We start from the raw sequence: 19,998 nt of genomic DNA, 5'->3' as shown, positions 1-19,998 counted from the left end.
TTGTGCTAAGCTAAGGTGAAATCAAGCATCTTTAAGGAGTTAGCACGGTGTCTTTAATGAAGAATTTTTCCAAAATGAATGCAGTTAAACGGTCGCTCTTATTAGCGGCCGGCCTCCCAGTTTTAATCCTGGTCTTTATTTACCTGGTTAAGGGTCTCTTTCCCTTTGGCAATCAGACGATTTTAACTGTGGACTTAGGCCAGCAATATATTGATTTCTTCCAATATTACCGGGAGTCCCTGCTAGGCAATTGGCAGCAAATCTTCTACTCTTTCCAAAAGGGAATGGGAGGAGAGATGGTAGGAACTTGGACTTATTATTTAATGAGTCCCTTTAACCTCCTACTCCTTCCCTTTCCCCAAAAGGCCCTACCCATAGCCTGTGTCTGCCTGATCCTAGCCAAGAGCGCTGCTGCTAGTGCCAGTTTTCTCTGGCTACTTTACAAAAATTATGGCGACCACGGCCCCTTGACCATCAGCTTTGCCTGTTTCTATAGTTTAATGGGCTATTTTTCCGCTAACCAACTCAACATCATGTGGTTAGATGGCCTGGTCTTTTTGCCTTTAATCATCCTAGGCATCCAGGACCTTATCCACCACAGAAGGAGCACTTATTATATCATTAGCCTGGCTCTCTTATTGATAGCCAATTATTATATCGGTTATATGGTTTGTCCTTTTGCTGTGCTCTTCTTTCTTTATGAACTCTTTGGCGCCCAATTTACCAAGAGGCTTAAACAAGCAAGATTCCCATTCAAGCAATATTTTACTAGAGTCCTGCGCTTTATTTTGTCTTCCGTGGCAGCCGCCGGACTAGCGGCTTTCACCCTTATTCCGACTTACTTTGCCCTGGCCCAAAGTAAAGGCAGCTACCAAGAGCTTCATTTTGACTGGTCCTTTGCCTATCCACTCTGGCAGCTTATCAGCAAATTGGTGGTCGGTCCCTTTAACTTTGACCAAATGCCGGAGGGGTTACCTAATATCTTTGTCCCTTCCCTGGCCATTTTAGCTGGCCTAGTGTTTTTCCTGCAAAAGCGGTTCAGCTGGCAGGAAAAACTGATGAGCTTTTTAGTCTTAGCTTTCTTACTCTTATCCATGAATGTTAAAGCCTTAAATTTAATTTGGCATGGTTTTCAATATCCTATCTGGTATCCCTACCGTTTTTCCTTTGTCTTTTCCTTTTTCGTCCTTTACCTAGCTTATCGGACTTTAAGAAAAGTAGAACCTCTCAGTAATCAGTCAGCCTTTGTGACCCTTTGCCTAATTGGTTTATCTACCCTGACCTTGGCCTTACACTACCAGGATTTTTCTTATATTAGCCCTAATAGCCTACTTTTCTCAACAATAGCCTTTGTATTTAGTTTTTTTGGCCTTTACTATCTCAGTCACTCCAGTAAGAAAACGGCTCCCTTGCTACTCTTGTCTACCTTGGCTTTGATTGAAAGCATGACCAATACTGCTTTAACCTTAAACTCTATTTCTTACCTGAACTATGATAGCTACGCTCAGTATTTAGAAGTCAGTCAACCGCTTTTAGCTCGTTTGCAGGATGATTCCGGCGAAGATTTCTACCGCATTGCTAAGACCTTTCAACGGACTAAAAATGACCCCATGCAATTGTCCTACTATGGCTTAGACCATTTTAATTCAACCATTGAAAGATCGACCACCGAGCTTTTTAAAGCTTTGGGCCAACCGACAACCACTGGTTCAGTCAATTACTCGAATGGCAGCCTGGTAACGGATAGCCTCTTTAATGTTAGGTATCTGATTAATAGTCAAGTCCAAAGCCAAAAAGAGGTCGAAGATAAGGCCTATGAACGCCGCTTAGTTAGCCACCGTCCCGATTTTAACCATTATCCTCTGCTTGACCAGATCCAAGGTTTTTCTGTTTTTAAGAACCCTTACGCCCTGTCGCTCGGCTTTCTGGTCAATAAAGCGATCATTCAAATGGACTTGAAGCCTGACCAAACGATCGATAACCAAGATAAACTCTTGGCCTGTCTCAATGGTCAAGACGATCGATCGACTAAGGACAGCTCTCTGGATTTCTTCCAGGTCAGAGATTTTAAGCGAATGGATTTAACAAACCTAGAAAGTGATGACCCCAGTCGGATTAATACCAGCTACCATAAGACGGACCGAGAAAGTAAAAGTTTTATCGACTTTACCCTAAAAATTGATAGCAAGCAAGCCTACTACTTGACTGTACCAGGAGATTTATCGGAGGAGGATGTGACTTATTACTTAGATGGCAAAAAGCTAAACTATGATAAAAGTTACAATTCTACCCAAGTCTTTAATATCGCCAACCAATCCACTCCGGGAGAAAGGATTTTTACCATCGAGGTAAAAGCGGATAGTATCAACCTTTCTCAGCTCAACCTCTATTCCTTAGCTAACCAAACTTTCGATCAGGTGATGCATAGCGTGGCGGATCAAAAACTACATATTGACCGCTTCGCTGATAACCACATTAAAGGAAGCTTTGAAGGCAAAGCGAATGACCAAGCCCTCCTCCTTACCATCCCCTATAATGAAGGCTGGCGGGCCCAGGTCAATGGTAAAAAAGTCAATTTGGAACCGGTTTTAGACCGGAGTATGATGGTCATTAAAGAAATCCCCCAAGGAGAAAATCAACTAGAACTCCGTTTTCGTCCCCAAGGATTAACCTTAGGTGTGATTATTTCTCTATCCCATATCCTTGTTTTGTGCTTACTTTACTCAATCAAACGGAAATAAAACAATTAGAAAATGCATCCAATCATCGTTTTGAAGGGATGCATTTTTTGCTTGATGAATATTATTTCTCTCCAGCTTTTTGCCAGAGCACACAGGTGAAACTTGGACTAGCGGATTTAGCATAGTTGGCTTCCTGACTGGCTAAATCAAGGTCAACATCAGGGTGAACAGGGAGATATAACCCTTCGCGGTAGCCAAGAACCTGCTTAGGGTAGTGTTTTATAAAGTCTTGGGTATCTCGGAAATGGGCATAATTATAAATGGAGTCTTTTTTCTCTTGATAGTATTGCCCCCAGTCTCCAGACTCAGTAATAGAACCGATTAAGAGATAGCCCCCCGGTTTTAATAAGTCAAAGCATGAAGCAATAAAGGCTTCTAAATCCGCAATAAATTCAATAGCGGTCATAGAAAAGATCAGGTCAAACCTCTCCCTGGGGAAATCTAGGTGATTCATATCCATTTTTTGAAAGGCAATGGGCAGGTCCAGCGCCTCCGCTTTCCTTTTTGCTTCTTTTAACATTTGGCTGGAAATATCGATCGCTTGCACTTGAGCCCCCGCTTGAGCCAGGCGGATGCTATAATTGCCTGTACCGCAACCTGCATCTAAGACCGACATGCCTGCCTGAACATCAACTAAGGAAAAAGCCAGGTCCGCTTCAATCTGATCGACAAAAGCCCCGACTTCCCCTTGGTACCAGCTATCATAATCTCCTGCTAGATCATCAAATAAGGCCATTGACTTCATCTCCTTTACTCAATATAGTTTATTTTATCCTATTTATTGATAAAATGGTGCTTGTAAGAACTTTTTAACCAGGCTAGAGTCTTTAAATATTAGTAAAAAAGCGATTTTCTAAGCGGACTCGGTTAATTTTTTGCTATACTAAACTGATGCAAAGACTGTTTAATGAGGAGGAAAATTTTGAAAACCTTACGTTTATTCTTTGATAGTATCTTTCGCTTTAAAGATACACTTGTGGCTTTTTATATGACTTTGAAGCATAAATTAGTCTACATTTTATTATTGAGCCTAGTGATGACCCTACCGGCTATCCAACCCAGCTACCAGCTACTTCATACGGTGAGAGGCAATGGGGCCAGCATTATCCAATCCATACCCGATTTTACAATTGAAAATAACCAATTAGTCAGTGAAAAGGACCAGGCCTTTATCAATAAGACTGATTTCTTAAACTATGTCTATAACCCCAAAGATCAAATCAGTCAAGAAGACCTTAAAAAAATCGATTCATCAGCTCTAACCATTTATACCAACCCGAAAAATATCACATTCTCCTTTATGGGTCAGCAACAAAGCTTTCCTTATGCTGACTTTAGCACGGACTTAGATAGTCAAGGGCAAAAGCAAATCATCCAAAGCCTGACACAATTCCAACCTTGGGTCTATCTCTTAGTCTTTTTAGGGATTTTTCTATTTAATAGCTTACAGGTAAGTCTATTAGCCCTAGTGATTGCCTTGTTTATGGCACCCATGGCCATTACCCGTAAATTGCAATTGACCTTTGGCAAGCGCTATAATTTTGCCTTAACGGCCATGACTTTCCCTCTAGTTCTTATCCAATTGGTTCATCTCTTTGGCTACCAGGTAACCTTTTCTTTTTACATCATCCTCTTTACTGCTTTAATCCGTATCTGGGCCTTTACCAAACAGATTAAAGTGGTAAAGATTGACCCTAAGCAATGGGACGCCAACAAAGATCAAGTAAAAAACGATAAGAACTTGGTAAACTTAGACAAACAAGATGAAGAGACTGACCGAGACCAAAAAGATGGCCCTGATCATTCCGATAAAAATGATGACTAAAAAATGCGCTCCAGCGAGCGCATTTTTTAACGGTTGTTTTCTTTATTTTGCTTGCGTTTTTGCCGAGCAGCTTGTCTTTGTTTTTTATTATATTTGTCTCGTTTATATGCTTTAATTTGCCGGTCGAGTTTTTTCTTATAACCGGGTTTAACTTTCCTTTTCTTATTACGGTTAATCATACCCTTAACAACGTGGTCCGTTTCCTCTTGGTGGCGGTCTTTTCTTAACTGCCGTTCCTTATGGTCTTTGACTTCGACCCATTGACCATTTTTAATGTCTTTCACCTCAAAGTGGATCCCACGATCTTCTAACCAGCGAATCGCCTTTTCTTGGTCAGGATGGTAGAAGGTCAAGGCAATGCCCTTCATTCCTTGCCGTCCCGTACGGCCTACCCGGTGGATAAAGAATTCTAACTCTTTAGGAATATCATAGTTAACCACATGGGAGACCCCTTCAATGTCAATCCCGCGGGCAGCTAGATCCGTAGCCACCACATATTGATAATCAAGGTGTTGGATTTGACGCATCACCCGCCGGCGTTCACGACTGTCGAGATCGCCGTGCAACTTAGCTACCGATAGCCCCCATTGCTTGAGTTTTAAATAGAGTTGGTCCACTTCCTCGATGGTATTTGCAAAAATAAGGACCAAATAGGGTGCCCCCATGGTTAAGGCTTGCTTGAGCAGGTCATCTTTGGACCGCCCTCTTAAGGGGAGTAAGATATTGGTAATGGTTGGCGAAATCAGCTTTTCGTTAGCAACTTGGATCCATTCTGGATGTTCCAAGTACTTTCTAAGGAAGGGATGTAATTTCTCCGGAATGGTGGCAGAAAAGACGTAAATCTTCAAATCATCGGGCATCCGACTGGCGATTTGGTCAACCGTATGCAAAAAGCCCATATCCAAAGTCATATCCGCCTCATCCACAACAAAGTGTTCTACTTTATGGACATTGATCGAGCCTTCAGTCACTAAGTCTAATAAGCGACCCGGAGTCCCAATTACCACTTGGGGATCTTGATTTTCTAGGCGTTCTTTTTGCCGCTTGGTGTCTGTTCCCCCATAGGCTCTTTCAATATGAAAATCAAAGTCACTATCCCCCACAAGCTGTTGGGCAGTTTGATACAATTGGTCAGCCAATTCCCGACTGGGTGCCGTGATAACTAATTGGGTATAATTCTCAGGCTTTAATTGGTCGATTAAGGGGAGCAAGAAAGCATGGGACTTTCCTGATCCGGTTTGACTTTGGGCAACTAGGCTTTTTCCCGCTTGAATAACGGGAATAACTTTCTTTTGAATCGGGGTAGGTTCTTTAAAGGCTAATTTCTCTAAGGCCGCCTCAATAAAAGGCTGGAAATGGTATTCTTTAAATGACATAAAATTCTCCTTTAGCTTTTAAGACTTAAGCAATGATTGTTAGATTAAAATACAGCTTGCCAAGCCGGCGACTAGTGGTTATAATTTAGGGTTTATAAAGACCTGCTCGCCAGATTGCATTCAGCTGATAGACATTCTATAATAAAACCACTCTGAAAATGAAAAATGAAAGGACTTATCACAATGGACCAACAAGTTTCGGGAATCATTGTCCTCTTTGGGGCATCCGGTGACCTTGCCCAACGGAAATTATATCCCTCTTTATTTCACCTCTACCAACAAGGCTGGCTAAGCCAACGTTTTGCCTTGATCGGCACTTCTCGTCGCCCTTGGACAGATGCACATTATCATGAGATCATCGTTGAATCAATTATTAACTATACCAAGGATGACAGTTTGAGAGCAGTAGCTGGTGAATTTGCCCAGCATTTTTATTATATCTCAAATGATGCTTCACAAACAGAGGATTATATCCTACTCAAGGACAAAATGCTAGCCCTGCAAAAGCAATATCAAACTGATAAGAACTTTCTTTATTACTTATCCATTGCCCCTAGTCTCTTTGAGATCACCTCACACCACTTAAAGAAAACTGGGATTATCGATATTCCAGGTAACCACCGGGTTATTTTAGAAAAACCTTTTGGTGTTGACCTGGATTCTGCCCAATCACTAAACCAAGCCCTTAATATTTCCTTTGAAGAAAGTGATATTTACCGGATTGACCACTATGTAGGCAAGGAAAGTGTCCTTAATATTTGGGCAACCCGCCAGTATAATCCCTTTTTCGAAGCCATTTGGAACCACAAGTATATTGACCACTTCCAAATTACCCTATCCGAAGATTTACCAGTTGGCAGTCGGGGGGGCTATTATGATCAAACTGGAGCCCTCTTAGATATGTTCCAAAACCATATCCTACAAGTGATCTCCTTTGTAGGCATGGACTTACCCAGGTCTCAAGACGACCTCCATCCAAAAAAGGAAGCCTTTTTAAGAGAAATCCCTTCCTTTGACCTCGAAAGCGTCCAAACGAACATTGTCCGGGGCCAATATGGTCAAGCAGCAGATGGGAGTGAGCCGGCCTATCGCGACCTAGAAGGGGTTAGTGAAGACAGTAGTACCGAAACCTTTGTCGCTGGTAAGTTCCGTATCAACAATGACCGTTGGCAAGGAACCCCCTTTTATTTCCGAACGGGTAAGGCACTCAGCAGCGGAAAATATACCACAGTTGAAGCGGTCCTCAAGGATAACTTGTCGACCTGCGATTCACCTAACCGGATGACCTTTGTGATTACCCCTGAATACGGCTTAGAAGTCTCCATGAATCAAAAAGCCTTTAAAGGTTGCTTTAAACCGCAAACCATGCGCATGCTGCCCGATAAGGAAATTCTCCAATCACGGGTGGCCAGTGAATCCTACGAAATTCTCATCTACTACGCCTTCCTTGGTAATCAGATGCTATTTACGACCTGGGACGAGCTCAAAGAACAATGGCGGATCGCCGACTCCATTAAGGAGGCCTGGTCACAACTCGATCCCCCAAGCTTCCCTAACTATCCCGCCATGACTAAGGGCCCCGAAGCTGCCAAAGATCTCATCGAAAGCGACGGCCGCCGCTGGATCAACCCACAATACTAAGAATAGAGTGTGACAAGCGCAAAAAGAAGGGAGACCATTGGAAGAAGTGCGCAGTAAATCCTCAAAGAGGATTTGCAAGGACTTCTGAAATGGAGCTCACCTCGCGCTTGGAACAGATTTGAGCAGAGTGCGACAGTCACAACAAAGGACGAAAACACTGCACATACTATATCTGAAAAAAGAGGCTGCAAGATTAGTTTGCAGCCTCTTTTAAAATATTCAACTTTAGAAAGATTAGTCTCAAGAAATAGAAAAATTTCCTTAAGTAAGACTAAAACTATTCCTTATTGCCTTTTTCTTTTAAATAATTTATAGCGGCTTGGTTTAATTCTGCCACAATTTCTTGGCACTCTGCTTTTGAATAGGCATTGGCCCCTGATGCCTTGGCATGGCCGCCCCCTTCATGAGCTTGGGCAATCTGATTGATAGCTGGCCCCTTACTGCGAATGCGACAGCGCATGGAACCATCAGACTTTTCAACAAAGATTACCCAGGCCAGCACCCCTTGGATCGATCCCGGTGTTTGCACAATATTATGGGATTCCGCCTCGGTCACTCCCAAATCCTTTAAGACTTCTTGGCTAATAAAGACCGCATTAACCAAACCATCTTCGCTTAATTTAAAGTTTTCTAGGACATAGCCTTTCAAGCGCGCTTGGCCCATGGTTTCAGTTAAGGATGCCTGCATGCGTTCGCTGGCTGGAAAATCGTATTTACGTAATTCGGTGGCAATGGCCATGGTTTTTACTGAGGTATTGTCGTATAAGAAACGCCCAGTATCGCCGACGATGCCTAAGAATAAATATTCCGCTCCCTGGTCAGTCATAGTAAAGGTCTCCGGATGACTCAAAAGAATATCCGCCCAAATTTCACTAGCCGCACTAGCCTCTGGCAGGACATAGTTGATATCCCCATAAGAATCATGGTTAGGGTGGTGGTCCACTTTAATCACCATTTTGGCTTTTCGATAACGTTGGTCATCAATACGTTCGGTGTTGGCCGTATCATTGATGATGACTAAGGCCTCAGGATAAAGTTCGTCAGGGATATCATCCATTTGACCAAAATTATCTAGGGAAGGTTCATTTTCCCCAGCAGCATAAATATTTTTCTCAGGATAAGTGGCTTCTAAGACAGCCTTGAGTCCCATTTGTGATCCCAGGGCATCTGGATCTGGGTTGACATGGCGGTGGATAATTATGGTTTCATAGTCTTTAATGGCTTGAATGATATCACTAATCATAAGTTTTCACTCTTTCTATATGGCTTCTTACTGTCTAAATAAGTTGACGGATATAATGGCTTGGGCAATATTTAATTGCTGGTAGTAGACTTTAATACTTATCTTACAATTTTGTCTACTATGATAAAGCATTTCAGGATAGATTTGAATGGATTTGTCGCAGTCAACAGCGGCAAAGTAATAGTAATTCATTGATTCAATAATGGCTAACTCCCCGATAGCGTCTTTTACATAGCGGCAAGTTGCCACATTGATCAGAGTGGCTAGAAGACTCTCCGATAGGGTCCCCAGGTGGTTAGCAAAAGACCCATCACTTTGGAAGGTATAAAATAATTCCGACCGGTCACTGGCCGCACGTTTGAGCTTATCGTTTAATAGAATCTCTAAGCGGTAATCTTTGTAGGCAGCGTTTTCGTTAAACTGCATGGTATAGAGGACATCTTGCCGGGACATAATTCCCACTAACTTGCCCTGGTCATCGACCACAGGCGCCATTTCTAAATTATCCCACAGCATGAGCTGGGTGATACTGGCCACACTCATTTTTAATTTAGCGACCAAGGGCGAAGAGGTCATGACTTCAACAATGGGGGTATCCGCATTCGCATCGAGAATATCCTTGGCTGCAATGACTCCGACCACTTCATAGTTATGATTGAGGACAGGAAAACGCGTATGGTTACTCTCTTCATTCAACTGCCGGTAGCGGCTCACCTTGTCGTCTTGGAAGAGGAACTTGACCCGGTCTAAGGGGACATAAATATCTTCGACCAGGACAATATTTTGTTGAATTGCTCGCTCAACCAGGACCTTATTAATAATCTTAACCGTCGAATAAGAGTCAAAGCTCACGCCAAGCAAAGGAATTTGGCGTTGGTTAGCCAAGTCGACCATCCTTTGACTCGGGCTAAAGCCCCCAGAAATAATAACAGGAACATCGTGGGATAAGGCCAGTTCTTGAACATTGTCCCGGTTCCCCGTGATCATGAGGAGGTTTGGTTTCAAATAGCTAGCAATCGAAGAGACCTTCATAGCTCCAATAATAAAGTCACGGATCATATAGTCCAGTCCCTCTTCACCGCCAAAGACCTTAGCATTGGTCAAAGAGACGACTTCTCCTACTGACATAGCTTGGTATTTAGGACTTTCCGCCTCTTCAACCCGGACTGTTCCTACCCGGTCTATGGTTTGAACGAGGCCGCGGTTCTCCGCCTCCTTAATCCCCCGGTAGGCGGTCCCTTGGGACACGTCCAGGTTGCGTGCTAGACTCCTGACCGAAATGCTGTGGTCGACGGGAAGGTCTTTAATATATTGAATTACTTGTTCATGCTTAGTAGTCATTTTTCTTCCTCTTCGTTCACTAATACAAGGGTAGCCGAATATTTTCAAAATCCACGGTTAATAAATCACTCAAGGTTATACCTAGTAATCGAACCCCTTGACTAACATCACCATATTGTTCCCACAAGTCTTGGGCATGGAAATAAATATCATCATAAGAGTTAATCGGATCTTTCAAGGCCCGTTGGCGGGTGGTGGTTTCAAAATTGCCATAGCGAAATTTTAAGGTCACTGTTTGCCCTTGAATATTTTTGTCTTGCAAGCTATTGGCAACCTTTTGGGCGAGATGTCTTAAGACATCATTAACTTGGTCATCATGATAAAGAAAGGGATATAGGGTCGTTTCCGTGCCATTCGACTTACGACTAGTCCGTGCTTTAACGGGACGGTCATCGACTCCCCTAACCCGCTCATAAAGGACAAAACCCGCCTTACCGAAATAATTAATACAATCCTCTTGGGACAACTGCTTGAGATCTTTTCCCTTATAAATATTTAACTCATGCATTTTTTCACTGGTGCGCTTACCAATACCGTAAAACTTTTCAATGGGAAGCTCTTCTAAAAAGGCAAGCGCCCGTTTTGGCGTAATGATGGTCATGCCATGAGGTTTATGAAAATCAGAGGCTAATTTTGCGATAAATTTATTATAGGATACCCCAATACTACAGGTAAGGCCTAGTTTATGATAGATATCCTTTTGAATCCGTTCAGCCACGTCCATGGCATAGAGGAGTTGGTAGTGGTTGTTAGTCACATCCAGAAAAGCCTCGTCGATAGAGAGAGGTTCAATAATATCAGTATATTCACGGAAGACATCGCGGACCTCTTCACCGACTTTGCGGTAATAATCCTTATTGCCCTTAACAAAGTAAGCCTGGGGGCATAAGCGGTAGGCTTCACTAGCACTCATGGCAGAATGCACGCCAAATTTTCGTGCTTCATAGCTCGCCGTTGCCACTACACCCTTGCCACTGTTTTCTTTAGGATGCTGGGCTATGATGACCGGCTTACCCCGTAGGTGGGGATGGTCACGTTGTTCAATTGAAGCATAGAAGGCATCCATATCCACGTGAAGAATTTTTCTAGAAGGATCGATTTTAGGCTCCCTAAATTCTAAAACACCAATACGACGCATAAGTCACCTCCTCATCTCCTTAATAAAATTATCATAGCATAAATTTGGTCCCTGCTTTCATGATGGCGCTCTTCCAAGCCAAAATAAAAAGGCTGAGCTCTCACCCAACCTGTTTAAGCATTACAATAGACTTTGGATATCGATGTGGTCTAATGAAGGAACATCATAGACCGTTGCCTCCAATTGCAAGTAATCAAAATATTGATTAATCGACAGTTGCTTAATGGCTTGCTTACGTTCCTGGTAAGAAGCTGGCAATTGGTGTTTCCAAGCAAAGTCAGTAAAATATTTTTCGACATCATGACGACTGATTTTTGGATAACCCGCTCGTTTAAACTCACGCGCCTTCTTTTGACAAAGCGGCTGAATTAATAAACTTTGCCATTTGGATAAGCTATTGTTCGTCTTCTTCACAATTATTGCTCATCCTCATCCTTGATTAGGATCGTATCTTCATCGGTAGTCACCACATCAACAGTTTTATCATCATTACTGTCCGCTTGAATATCTTCTTCCTCAGTCGGAGTTTGACCAGTACCCGTTTGATGGCCTTTAATTTGAGCCACACTCATACGTTCAAAAACTAGGAAAACGCCCTCAACGTCGAGAGTTACGGTATTATTATCTTGGTCAATTTCAGAGACTACCCCGTGTAAACCTGAAACCATCACCACTTCGTCGCCAACAGTTAGGCTATCCATCATTTGTTGCTTTTGTTCTTGTTGCTTCTTGGCAGGACGAATCATTAAGAAATACATCATCGCACCAATAATCACAATATATAATAAAATACTTACCATAATTTATAAACCTCCATCTATTTATTGACTCAATTATACTAAAAATTCTTAGGATTTTTCATATTAAGGCCATAGCGTTCAAAGAAGTCTTCCTTGAAATCAAGCAAGTTATCGTCACGAATGGCTTGACGAACATTGGCCATGAGATCGGTCAAGAAGTGCAAGTTATGAATACTGGTCAACCGCGCCCCTAGGATCTCATTAGTGTGTATCAAGTGTCTGATATAGGCCCGACTATAATTTTGACAGGTATAACAGGAACAGGCTTCATCTAAGGGTCTAAAATCACTTTTAAAGGTGGCATTCTTTACCACTAAGCGGCCCTGACTGGTCATACAGGTCCCATTACGGGCAATCCGGGTCGCAAGGACACAGTCAAACATATCTATCCCGCGAATGGCGCCTTCAATCAAAGCATCTGGACTGCCCACTCCCATCAGGTAACGCGGTTTATGGCTAGGCATAACTGGTGTCAGGTAGTCAAGGACTGCATACATTTCATTCTTAGACTCCCCTACTGATAGGCCACCAATGGAATAACCCGGAAAATCGAGATTAATTAAATCCTTGGCATGCTGGAGTCTTAAGTCCTTATAGCCACCCCCCTGGATAATTCCAAATAGGGCTTGGTCTCCCGGACGCCGGTGGGCCGCTAAGCCCCGTTCAGCCCAGCGGGTCGTACGATTAATACTATTCTTCATATAATCATAAGAAGCATCAAATGGCGGACATTCGTCCAAACTCATAATAATGTCTGCCCCTAAGTTATTTTCAATGGAAATCGCTTTTTCAGGACTTAAGAAAAGCCGGTGGCCGTTCAGGTGGCTTCTAAAATAGACCCCTTCCTCTTCCAGGCGGCGGATCTTAGTTAGCGAGAAGACCTGAAAACCGCCAGAATCAGTCAAGATCGGACGGTCCCAATTCATAAATTGGTGTAGACCGCCAGCTTCTTTAACGATATCATCTCCCGGGCGTAACCACAAATGGTAGGTATTGGAAAGAATGATTTCTGCTCCCAAGCCTTTCAACTCTTCAGGAGACAGTCCCTTGACTGTGGCTAGGGTTCCGACTGGCATGAAAATAGGTGTTTCAAATGACCCATGCGGCGTGGTCACCCGCCCTAAGCGAGCACCCGTGTGCTTTTCCGTTTTGATTAATTCATAAGTAAGTGCTGGCATTTCCTACACCTTTCTAGCTAAGAAAAAATAATGAACAAGACTATTTTAGCAAAGATTTCAGCATTTAACTAGGACTAGACCAGTGAAAAAGGAAATTGTCTTTACTAGCTAGTCGTTAATAAAAGGGGCTGCTACTCTGGTCACAGCCCCTTACATACTCCTTATATTAATCGGTATTCATTCGCTTAAGCTTCTTTGATTTTTTCAAAACTAGCCCGGTCTTGAGCCTTGTCATAGTCCACTTCAACCTCTTGGCCTGCGGCGACATCTCCGGCGATAATAGCGCGAGCCAATGGCGTTTCCACTTCATTGGTGATAAAGCGACGGAGTGGCCGCGCACCAAATTCTGGTTCATAGGCCGTCTCAGCAATCCAATCAATTAATTCATCACTAAAGTGCAATTGAATGTGTTGGTCTTTGAGACGTTTATTGAGTCCGGCCAGCATCTTGGCAACAATCCCATGCATATTGTCTTGTGACAATGGCGTAAAGAGGATAATATCATCAATCCGGTTAAGAAATTCAGGTTTGAAATAGCCATAGAGGCGTTCTTTAACCTTGTCTCGAGCCTCAGTAGATATTTCTGAAGTATTCCCATCTTTAGCATCTTCTAAGAGTAAGTCAGATCCGATGTTACTGGTCATGATAATGATGGTATTCTTAAAGTCCACGGTCCGACCTTGGCCATCTGTCAAACGCCCATCGTCAAGGATTTGGAGGAGGATGTTGTAAACATCACTATGGGCTTTTTCAATTTCATCCAAGAGAACAACAGAATAGGGATGACGGCGGACGGCTTCGGTTAATTGTCCCCCTTCTTCATAACCAATATAGCCAGGTGAAGCCCCGACTAAACGCGACACATTGGCTTTTTCCATGTATTCACTCATATCGATACGGATCATATTATCTTCAGAGTCAAAGACTTGTTCAGCTAAAGCCTTAGCCAGTTCCGTCTTACCTACCCCGGTTGGTCCTAAGAAGAGGAAGGAACCAAGAGGGCGGTTAGGATCTTGGATGCCTGCCCGGGAACGAAGAACCGTATCCGTTACACTGTTAACGGCTTGGTCTTGGCCGATCACCCGTACATGTAAGCGGTCAGCCAGGTCAAGTAATTTTTCCCGTTCATTTTGGGCTAACTTAGTCACTGGGATACCGGTTTGGCGAGAAACCACTTCTTCAATTTGGTCCTCGGTTACCGATTCTTGGACCAGGCTCGGTTTACCGCTGGCTTCAGCTTCGTATTTTTCTTCCATGTCTTCTAATTCTTTAGCCAACTTAGGTAGAGTCCCATGTTGCAATTGGGCAGCCTTTTCTAAGTCATAATTATTTTGCGCGATTTCAAGTTGCCGTTTAGCATCGTCAATTTCTTGGCGTTTATCTTGGATATGACTGAGGGAGGCTTTTTCATCTTCCCATTCCAAGGTCAGTTGGTTAGTTTTTTCACGGACTTCAGCCAATTCTTTTTGCAATTCTTCTAAGCGTTCCTTAGAAGCAGGGTCATCTTCCTCTTTTAAGGCTTCTTCTTCGATTTCTAATTGCAATTGACGGCGCCGTTGTTGGTCCAGTTCCGTTGGCATGGAATTCATTTCCACCCGAATTTCAGCGCTGGCCTCGTCGACTAAGTCAATCGCCTTATCAGGGAGATAGCGGTCCGTAATGTAGCGGTCAGATAATTCAGCTGCCGTAACCAAAGCTTGGTCATGGATTTTAACGTGGTGGTGGTTTTCAAAACTTTCTCTCAAACCACGTAAGATCGAAATAGTATCTTCGACAGTCGGTTCATTAACTAAAACCTTTTGGAAGCGGCGTTCTAAGGCCTTATCAGTTTCCATGTATTCCCGGTATTCATCTAGGGTAGTCGCCCCAATACAATGTAACTCACCACGGGCTAACATAGGTTTTAAGAGGTTACCGGCATCCATAGCTCCTTCTGCCTTTCCGGCTCCAACTATGGTGTGGATTTCATCAATAAAGAGAATAAATTCTCCGTCTGATTTCTTAATTTCATTAAGCACCGCTTTCAGACGTTCTTCAAATTCACCCCTGTACTTGGCTCCGGCTAATAGGGAACCCATATCGAGGGAAAAGATGGTCTTATCGCGCAGGTTACTTGGCACGTCACCCTTGACGATTCTTTGAGCCAAGCCTTCTACAATCGCGGTCTTACCAACACCCGGTTCCCCAATGAGGACAGGATTATTCTTGGTCTTTCTAGAGAGGATCCGGATAACATCACGAATTTCATCATCGCGGCCAATGATAGGATCCATTTTACCTTCTCTAACAATCGCGGTTAAGTCGCTACCATATTTTTCTAGGGAATCATAATTTTCTTCTGCGTTTTGAGAGGTCACGCGATCACCCTTTCTCAAGTCTTTGATTTTGTCCTTCACTTGGTCATAATTGGTATAAGTTTTTAACCATTTAGTGAGGTCGAGATAGTTCAATTTAAAAAGACTTAGTAATAAAATTTCAGTAGACAAGTATTCATCTTGGAAGCCTTGGGCCTCTTCTTGGGCGGTTTGCAATAGTTCTGCTAGGGAACGTGAAATATTTTGTCCGTATTGAACATTGCTGCCATTGACAACAGCAATATTATCCAGTTCACGGTCAAGTTCCCTTTCGAGTTCGTCCATTGGAATATTCATTTGATGATAAAAATTATAAGCAAATTGTCCAGGTTGTACTAATGCTTTGAAGAGATGCGGAATCGAGATTTCTTGATGATGTCTTGTCATCGCAATTTGTTGCGTATTTGCAAGAGCTTCTTGTAAACTTCTTGTCATTTCCATATTATTCATTCTCTTCGCTCCTTTGATTAATTCATTTTAAAGGTATCTTTTAACCTTTACATTAACTATTATAACATATTGGTCAGTATTGATCAACTAATTTAGTCAAACTTAGTCAAATATTTGTTTATTTTTCTAGACGACAAAAAGGAGCCGCTCTCTGCGGCCTGTCCTGTTTAATAAAGTTGTCAAATTTATAGCCTTTTTAAAAAAATCCCCCAAGTCTATAAGTATGACTTGGAGGAGATATTTGAGTGCTATATATTCTGTTAAGCAAAGTCGCGGAGGTAATCCCTAGAAAAATCGAACAATGCTTTAGCGGCTTGGGAGAAATAATGGTCTTTCCTATAGACCAGGCTGATGGTCCGCTGGATGGAATAATCGGCGACCCTAAGTGGAATTATCTTTTCTTGACTGGATAAGAGGGAAATTTTAGGAGTAAAAGAAATCCCATAACCGGCTTCGACCAATTTATGGATCGCAGCGGCATCTTCTAATTCGATCTGATAATTAGGTGTAAAGCCGGCCTGTTGACAGAAACCATCCGTTAACTCCCGAAAACTATAACCCTGACTCGAACCAACAAATTTTTCCGCCTTTAAATCGCTTAAGAAAACCTGCTTAGCCTGGGCCAAGGGGTGTTTCTGACTCACTGTGACAAAGATTTCTTCACTGATTATAGGGAGGGTCTCGACTTGGTCATGATTAATCTCATGGGTCGCTATCCAAAAATCGAGTTGATCTTTTAACAATTTTTCGAGCATCAAGCCACTCGCTGCTTCATACTGCTTGACCCGAACCTTGGGATAATCGTGGAGAAAGTCACTCAATAAATTAGGGAAAACATGGGGAAGGGTAACGCCAATGATAATTTCACCATGTTCTAAACCGGAAATTTCCCTAACCACCCGCTTGCCTTCACTTAAGGCGCTAAAAGAATGGTCCAAGTAAGTTAAAAAAGTCTCCCCATAGTGGTTTAAATGAATACTACGGCCTTGACGAATAAATAAATCGACCCCTAAGTCTTCTTCTAACTGTTTAATAGCCCGGCTAATGGCTGGTTGAGATACATTTAATTCTTCCGCGGCACTGGTCATATTGCCTATCTCAGCCACCGCTTTAAAATATTTCAAAGCATAGTAGTTCATTTTACCACCTCTTCATTGATTGTCCTTATTATTTCAATTTCGCATCCAATTTTCAAGGGCTAGGCAGCAAGCTTTCTTGGATCAACTATCCGTACAAAAAATGAGTCTGGGACAAAAGTCTCAGACTCTTTTCAAAATACGAACTATCTAATCAAAACGTGTTCCAAAAGTCAGCCCTGACGTCCACTTCACGAACTATGTGCGATAGGCTTGCGCCTATCTCCCATAGTTTGTTCCAGTGGTTCAGGGCTCTTTTGACTTTTGTCACACTCTCTTGTTAATTAAAATTCACATCAATACAATTTAGCCTAAAAGCAAATCGCTTGGAACAAAATCCCTCATCATAAGCTAAGATATTAAGCCAATTCAGCGCGGGCTGAAGCAAGGGCTTGGTGCAGAGCGTTAGCCGCTTCATCAACTTCTGCATTGCTTGCTTTCAAGTTGAGGCGAGTTCCTACAGCCTTGGTGATTACTTGATTTAGATGATTGTAGACATTGAAAGAAACCTTGCCCAGTAATTCGCTATCGCGGATGCTGCGAACTTCACGGATCAAGTCACGGAGTTCAAGTTTTCTTTCTTTAGAAGCACGGGCATTCAACGTCGCTTGTGCAATTTCACGGGCTTCACCTAATTGAGCCTTAATTTCTTCCATTGCGACTTGTACATCAACTGTTTTAGCGTGAAGGTCCAATTGGAGGCCAACAGCCTTAGTTAATGTGGCATTGAGTGCCGTGTAAACTTCAGTTGGCACATTACCTAGGATTGACCCATCACGTTCAAAGCGGGTGTTCCAAATAAGGTCTTTCAATTCACGTTTAAGGGCATTTGGAGCGATTTGTTGGTCAGCTGGGATGCTTTCTAAGTAAGCAAGAGCGTCCCCGTAAGCTGCCTGGAGTTCAGCAACCGCATCATCAATTTGGTAAACGCGAGTTTCTGAATATAGTTGAACCCCAACCGCACGAGTTATGGCCTTGTTTAGCTTGTGGTAAACGTCAAATGGTACTTTAGAAAGAATGTATTCATCACGTTTGAAGCGGGTGTCCCAGATAGCCTTGTCCAATTTTTCCTTAATATAAGTCGTAGCAATATCTTTAGAGGTGATATTCCGGTAAGCATTACCGAAGACTTCTAAGGCTTCTAATTCATTTAAACGTTTAGTCAAACGTTCTGCCGTTGAGAAAGGATCGACAACAGACATAAAGGCATGGGTAATTTCTAGACCAGCTTTTGAGTGAACGATTTGTGGCTTCATCCGCCATTCACTGGTTGCTGTTTTAATTAATTCGGCACCCTTGCGCAAGACTTGAGCGCGTAAACGGATGGTATTTGGGTTATAGAAGCTGCCTGGGTGGTAACTGAGAACCATACCATCTGCAACGCTACGACCAATATCCAAAGCCATTTGCCCTAATTTGTCTAAAACATAGTTCACAGGTGTCCCGTTGAAAGTCACTTCAGAAGGAATTAATTCAGCAATGGCACCGACAACTTCTGTGGAGAGATAGACATCTTGACGAACCGCTTCGGCTTTAAGTTCAGCAATACGTTGGATCAATTCACCAATCTTAGTAAAGTTTAAGTTCACGGGGAGGATCGAATCCATGATCGCTCCGATGCCAGCAGCAGGCCGTTCCCCTTTTTGTAAGTTTTCTAATAGGCTAAGGACGCTATCCGTTGTTCCAGTTACTTTAGCCACTAATTTTTCAAAGTCTTCGAAGCTAACAGCAGGTTTGTCTTCTCCAGCAGCATAGAAGGAGAAGCCAGACGCCCGGCTAACACTAGGTTGGCCTTCCACAATGTGGTGAACGTCACTTTCATCAGGACCTAATTCGCCGTAGCGGATCACAAATTTAGATAATTCGACTAATAATTCATGATTTAATTCGTTATCAACGAGAACTTCCCCTAAGGTCTTTAAAACCTCTTCGCTAGTCGCACGGTCTTCATCTTGAACCGATACTGCAATAGCAACCGAGAGAACTTTATTGAAGCCTGCGGGATTTTCCTTAGCAAAGTTTTCTAAAGCGGCAAAGTCAATCGCTTCTTCTTCACTAGCAAGGCCTTTTTCCTGGTTGACTTGTTTATAATTATCGTCAACTTTTTCGACCTTTACTGCTTGCTTATCTTTACCAGTGGCCTCTTCATCGATTGCTTCTGTTTCTTCTTTTTCATCTTTTTCTGCTTTCTGAGATGTTTTATCAAGATCTTTTTCGCTATCTTCTACTGGAGAAGACTCTTCCTTATTAGTTGACCTTTCTGGAGTAAGCTCTTTTGGCTCACTAACTTCTTCATGCTGACCAATCTCTTCACTTTCCGCAGGAGAAACTTCTTCCTGATATTCTAGAGGAGCTTCAGCTGCTTTTTCAGCAAGTTCTTCTTCAAGATCTTTAATTTCTGCTTCAGGCAGAGCCGTTTCAGTTTCTGCTTCACTCTCAATTGTTTGTGATTCTTCTAATACAGCATCATGGTCTTGGCCTTGCTGTTCAGGGATAACCAATGATTGTTCAGCTGTTTGATTACTTTCAACTTGATCAATTTCAGCTGCTAGTACAGCTTCTTGAGAAGCAAAAAGCATAGTCATCCCAAAGGCTAAAGAAAGCGCGCCTTTGCTAACTTTGCGACTTAACAAAATGTGTAATTGAGTGGTCGATTGACTCATCTTCATTCCTCCTGTATTCACATGAAAACCAGTGATAACATCAGCAACATCTTAAGCGCTTACAAAGATGGCAAAAAGAAACAATTTATTGTTCCATTTCACAGTCCTACTT

General features: G+C 42.6%; 14 protein-coding genes. 3 read left to right on the top strand and 11 right to left on the bottom strand.

What is annotated here, in order from left to right:
- The first annotated feature begins 56 nt into the window (after positions 1–56).
- Positions 57–2,741 (top strand): YfhO family protein, encoded by a 2,685-nt coding sequence (locus DBT50_RS02540; protein ID WP_224785060.1) that lies wholly within the window; start codon positions 57–59, stop codon positions 2,739–2,741.
- A 61-nt stretch (positions 2,742–2,802) separates the two neighbouring features.
- On the opposite strand, the gene DBT50_RS02535 is transcribed toward DBT50_RS02540, so the two are convergent.
- Positions 2,803–3,486: a class I SAM-dependent methyltransferase gene (locus DBT50_RS02535; protein ID WP_111851771.1), complete on the bottom strand. Its 684-nt coding sequence runs from the start codon at positions 3,484–3,486 to the stop codon at positions 2,803–2,805.
- 177 nt (positions 3,487–3,663) lie between these two features.
- On the opposite strand from DBT50_RS02535, the gene DBT50_RS02530 reads away from it, so the two are divergent.
- Complete coding sequence (locus tag DBT50_RS02530; RefSeq protein ID WP_181566042.1) at positions 3,664–4,566, top strand: DUF1189 domain-containing protein; 903 nt, start codon at positions 3,664–3,666, stop codon at positions 4,564–4,566.
- A 26-nt stretch (positions 4,567–4,592) separates the two neighbouring features.
- Here the strand turns inward: DBT50_RS02530 and DBT50_RS02525 are convergent, their stop codons facing one another.
- A complete protein-coding gene (locus tag DBT50_RS02525; RefSeq protein ID WP_111851773.1) occupies positions 4,593–5,942 on the bottom strand; it encodes a DEAD/DEAH box helicase in 1,350 nt (449 codons plus the stop codon).
- Between the two features lie 183 nt (positions 5,943–6,125).
- On the opposite strand from DBT50_RS02525, the gene zwf reads away from it, so the two are divergent.
- Complete coding sequence (zwf, locus tag DBT50_RS02520) at positions 6,126–7,583, top strand: glucose-6-phosphate dehydrogenase (RefSeq protein WP_181566043.1); 1,458 nt, start codon at positions 6,126–6,128, stop codon at positions 7,581–7,583.
- Positions 7,584–7,860: 277 nt separating this feature from the next.
- Here zwf and DBT50_RS02515 read toward each other — a convergent pair whose 3' ends face one another.
- The 9 genes from DBT50_RS02515 to DBT50_RS02475 form a co-directional block, all read right to left on the bottom strand.
- A complete protein-coding gene (locus DBT50_RS02515; protein WP_111851775.1) occupies positions 7,861–8,826 on the bottom strand; it encodes a DHH family phosphoesterase in 966 nt (321 codons plus the stop codon).
- Between the two features lie 27 nt (positions 8,827–8,853).
- On the bottom strand, positions 8,854–10,167 hold the full coding sequence (locus DBT50_RS02510; protein ID WP_111851776.1) for a DRTGG domain-containing protein: 1,314 nt from the start codon (positions 10,165–10,167) through the stop codon (positions 8,854–8,856).
- A 19-nt stretch (positions 10,168–10,186) separates the two neighbouring features.
- Positions 10,187–11,305, bottom strand: coding sequence for a DNA polymerase IV (dinB, locus tag DBT50_RS02505; protein WP_111853060.1), 1,119 nt, complete (start codon positions 11,303–11,305; stop codon positions 10,187–10,189).
- A gap of 120 nt (positions 11,306–11,425) precedes the next feature.
- Positions 11,426–11,719 carry a post-transcriptional regulator gene (locus DBT50_RS02500; RefSeq protein ID WP_060777922.1) on the bottom strand — a complete coding sequence of 98 codons (294 nt, stop codon included), beginning with the start codon at positions 11,717–11,719 and terminating at the stop codon, positions 11,426–11,428.
- 2 nt (positions 11,720–11,721) lie between these two features.
- Positions 11,722–12,105, bottom strand: coding sequence for a preprotein translocase subunit YajC (yajC, locus tag DBT50_RS02495; protein ID WP_111851777.1), 384 nt, complete (start codon positions 12,103–12,105; stop codon positions 11,722–11,724).
- A gap of 38 nt (positions 12,106–12,143) precedes the next feature.
- A complete protein-coding gene (tgt, locus tag DBT50_RS02490; protein WP_111851778.1) occupies positions 12,144–13,283 on the bottom strand; it encodes a tRNA guanosine(34) transglycosylase Tgt in 1,140 nt (379 codons plus the stop codon).
- A gap of 185 nt (positions 13,284–13,468) precedes the next feature.
- Positions 13,469–16,087, bottom strand: a complete 2,619-nt coding sequence (gene clpB / locus DBT50_RS02485) for an ATP-dependent chaperone ClpB (protein ID WP_111851779.1) — start codon at positions 16,085–16,087, stop codon at positions 13,469–13,471.
- 260 nt (positions 16,088–16,347) lie between these two features.
- Positions 16,348–17,226 (bottom strand): LysR family transcriptional regulator, encoded by an 879-nt coding sequence (locus DBT50_RS02480; protein ID WP_111851780.1) that lies wholly within the window; start codon positions 17,224–17,226, stop codon positions 16,348–16,350.
- A gap of 356 nt (positions 17,227–17,582) precedes the next feature.
- Positions 17,583–19,886 (bottom strand): CAMP factor family pore-forming toxin, encoded by a 2,304-nt coding sequence (locus DBT50_RS02475; protein ID WP_181566044.1) that lies wholly within the window; start codon positions 19,884–19,886, stop codon positions 17,583–17,585.
- Positions 19,887–19,998 lie beyond the last annotated feature (112 nt).

The sequence above is a fragment of the Aerococcus tenax genome, assembly GCF_003286645.3.
GTDB lineage: Bacteria > Bacillota > Bacilli > Lactobacillales > Aerococcaceae > Aerococcus > Aerococcus tenax.
The sequence above is the reverse complement of the archived record's forward strand: the minus strand, read 5'-3'. Positions and strand labels throughout refer to the sequence as shown.

What these genes read in the sequence shown, in the direction of transcription:
- zwf (WP_181566043.1), top strand. Translation starts at nt 6,126, where the DNA reads ATGGACCAACAAGTTTCGGGAATCATTGTCCTCTTTGGGGCATCCGGT.
- DBT50_RS02475 (WP_181566044.1), bottom strand. Translation starts at nt 19,886, where the DNA reads ATGAGTCAATCGACCACTCAATTACACATTTTGTTAAGTCGCAAAGTT.
- DBT50_RS02515 (WP_111851775.1), bottom strand. Translation starts at nt 8,826, where the DNA reads ATGATTAGTGATATCATTCAAGCCATTAAAGACTATGAAACCATAATT.
- DBT50_RS02510 (WP_111851776.1), bottom strand. Translation starts at nt 10,167, where the DNA reads ATGACTACTAAGCATGAACAAGTAATTCAATATATTAAAGACCTTCCC.
- DBT50_RS02540 (WP_224785060.1), top strand. Translation starts at nt 57, where the DNA reads ATGAAGAATTTTTCCAAAATGAATGCAGTTAAACGGTCGCTCTTATTA.
- DBT50_RS02480 (WP_111851780.1), bottom strand. Translation starts at nt 17,226, where the DNA reads ATGAACTACTATGCTTTGAAATATTTTAAAGCGGTGGCTGAGATAGGC.
- tgt (WP_111851778.1), bottom strand. Translation starts at nt 13,283, where the DNA reads ATGCCAGCACTTACTTATGAATTAATCAAAACGGAAAAGCACACGGGT.
- clpB (WP_111851779.1), bottom strand. Translation starts at nt 16,087, where the DNA reads ATGAATAATATGGAAATGACAAGAAGTTTACAAGAAGCTCTTGCAAAT.
- dinB (WP_111853060.1), bottom strand. Translation starts at nt 11,305, where the DNA reads ATGCGTCGTATTGGTGTTTTAGAATTTAGGGAGCCTAAAATCGATCCT.
- DBT50_RS02535 (WP_111851771.1), bottom strand. Translation starts at nt 3,486, where the DNA reads ATGAAGTCAATGGCCTTATTTGATGATCTAGCAGGAGATTATGATAGC.
- DBT50_RS02525 (WP_111851773.1), bottom strand. Translation starts at nt 5,942, where the DNA reads ATGTCATTTAAAGAATACCATTTCCAGCCTTTTATTGAGGCGGCCTTA.
- yajC (WP_111851777.1), bottom strand. Translation starts at nt 12,105, where the DNA reads ATGGTAAGTATTTTATTATATATTGTGATTATTGGTGCGATGATGTAT.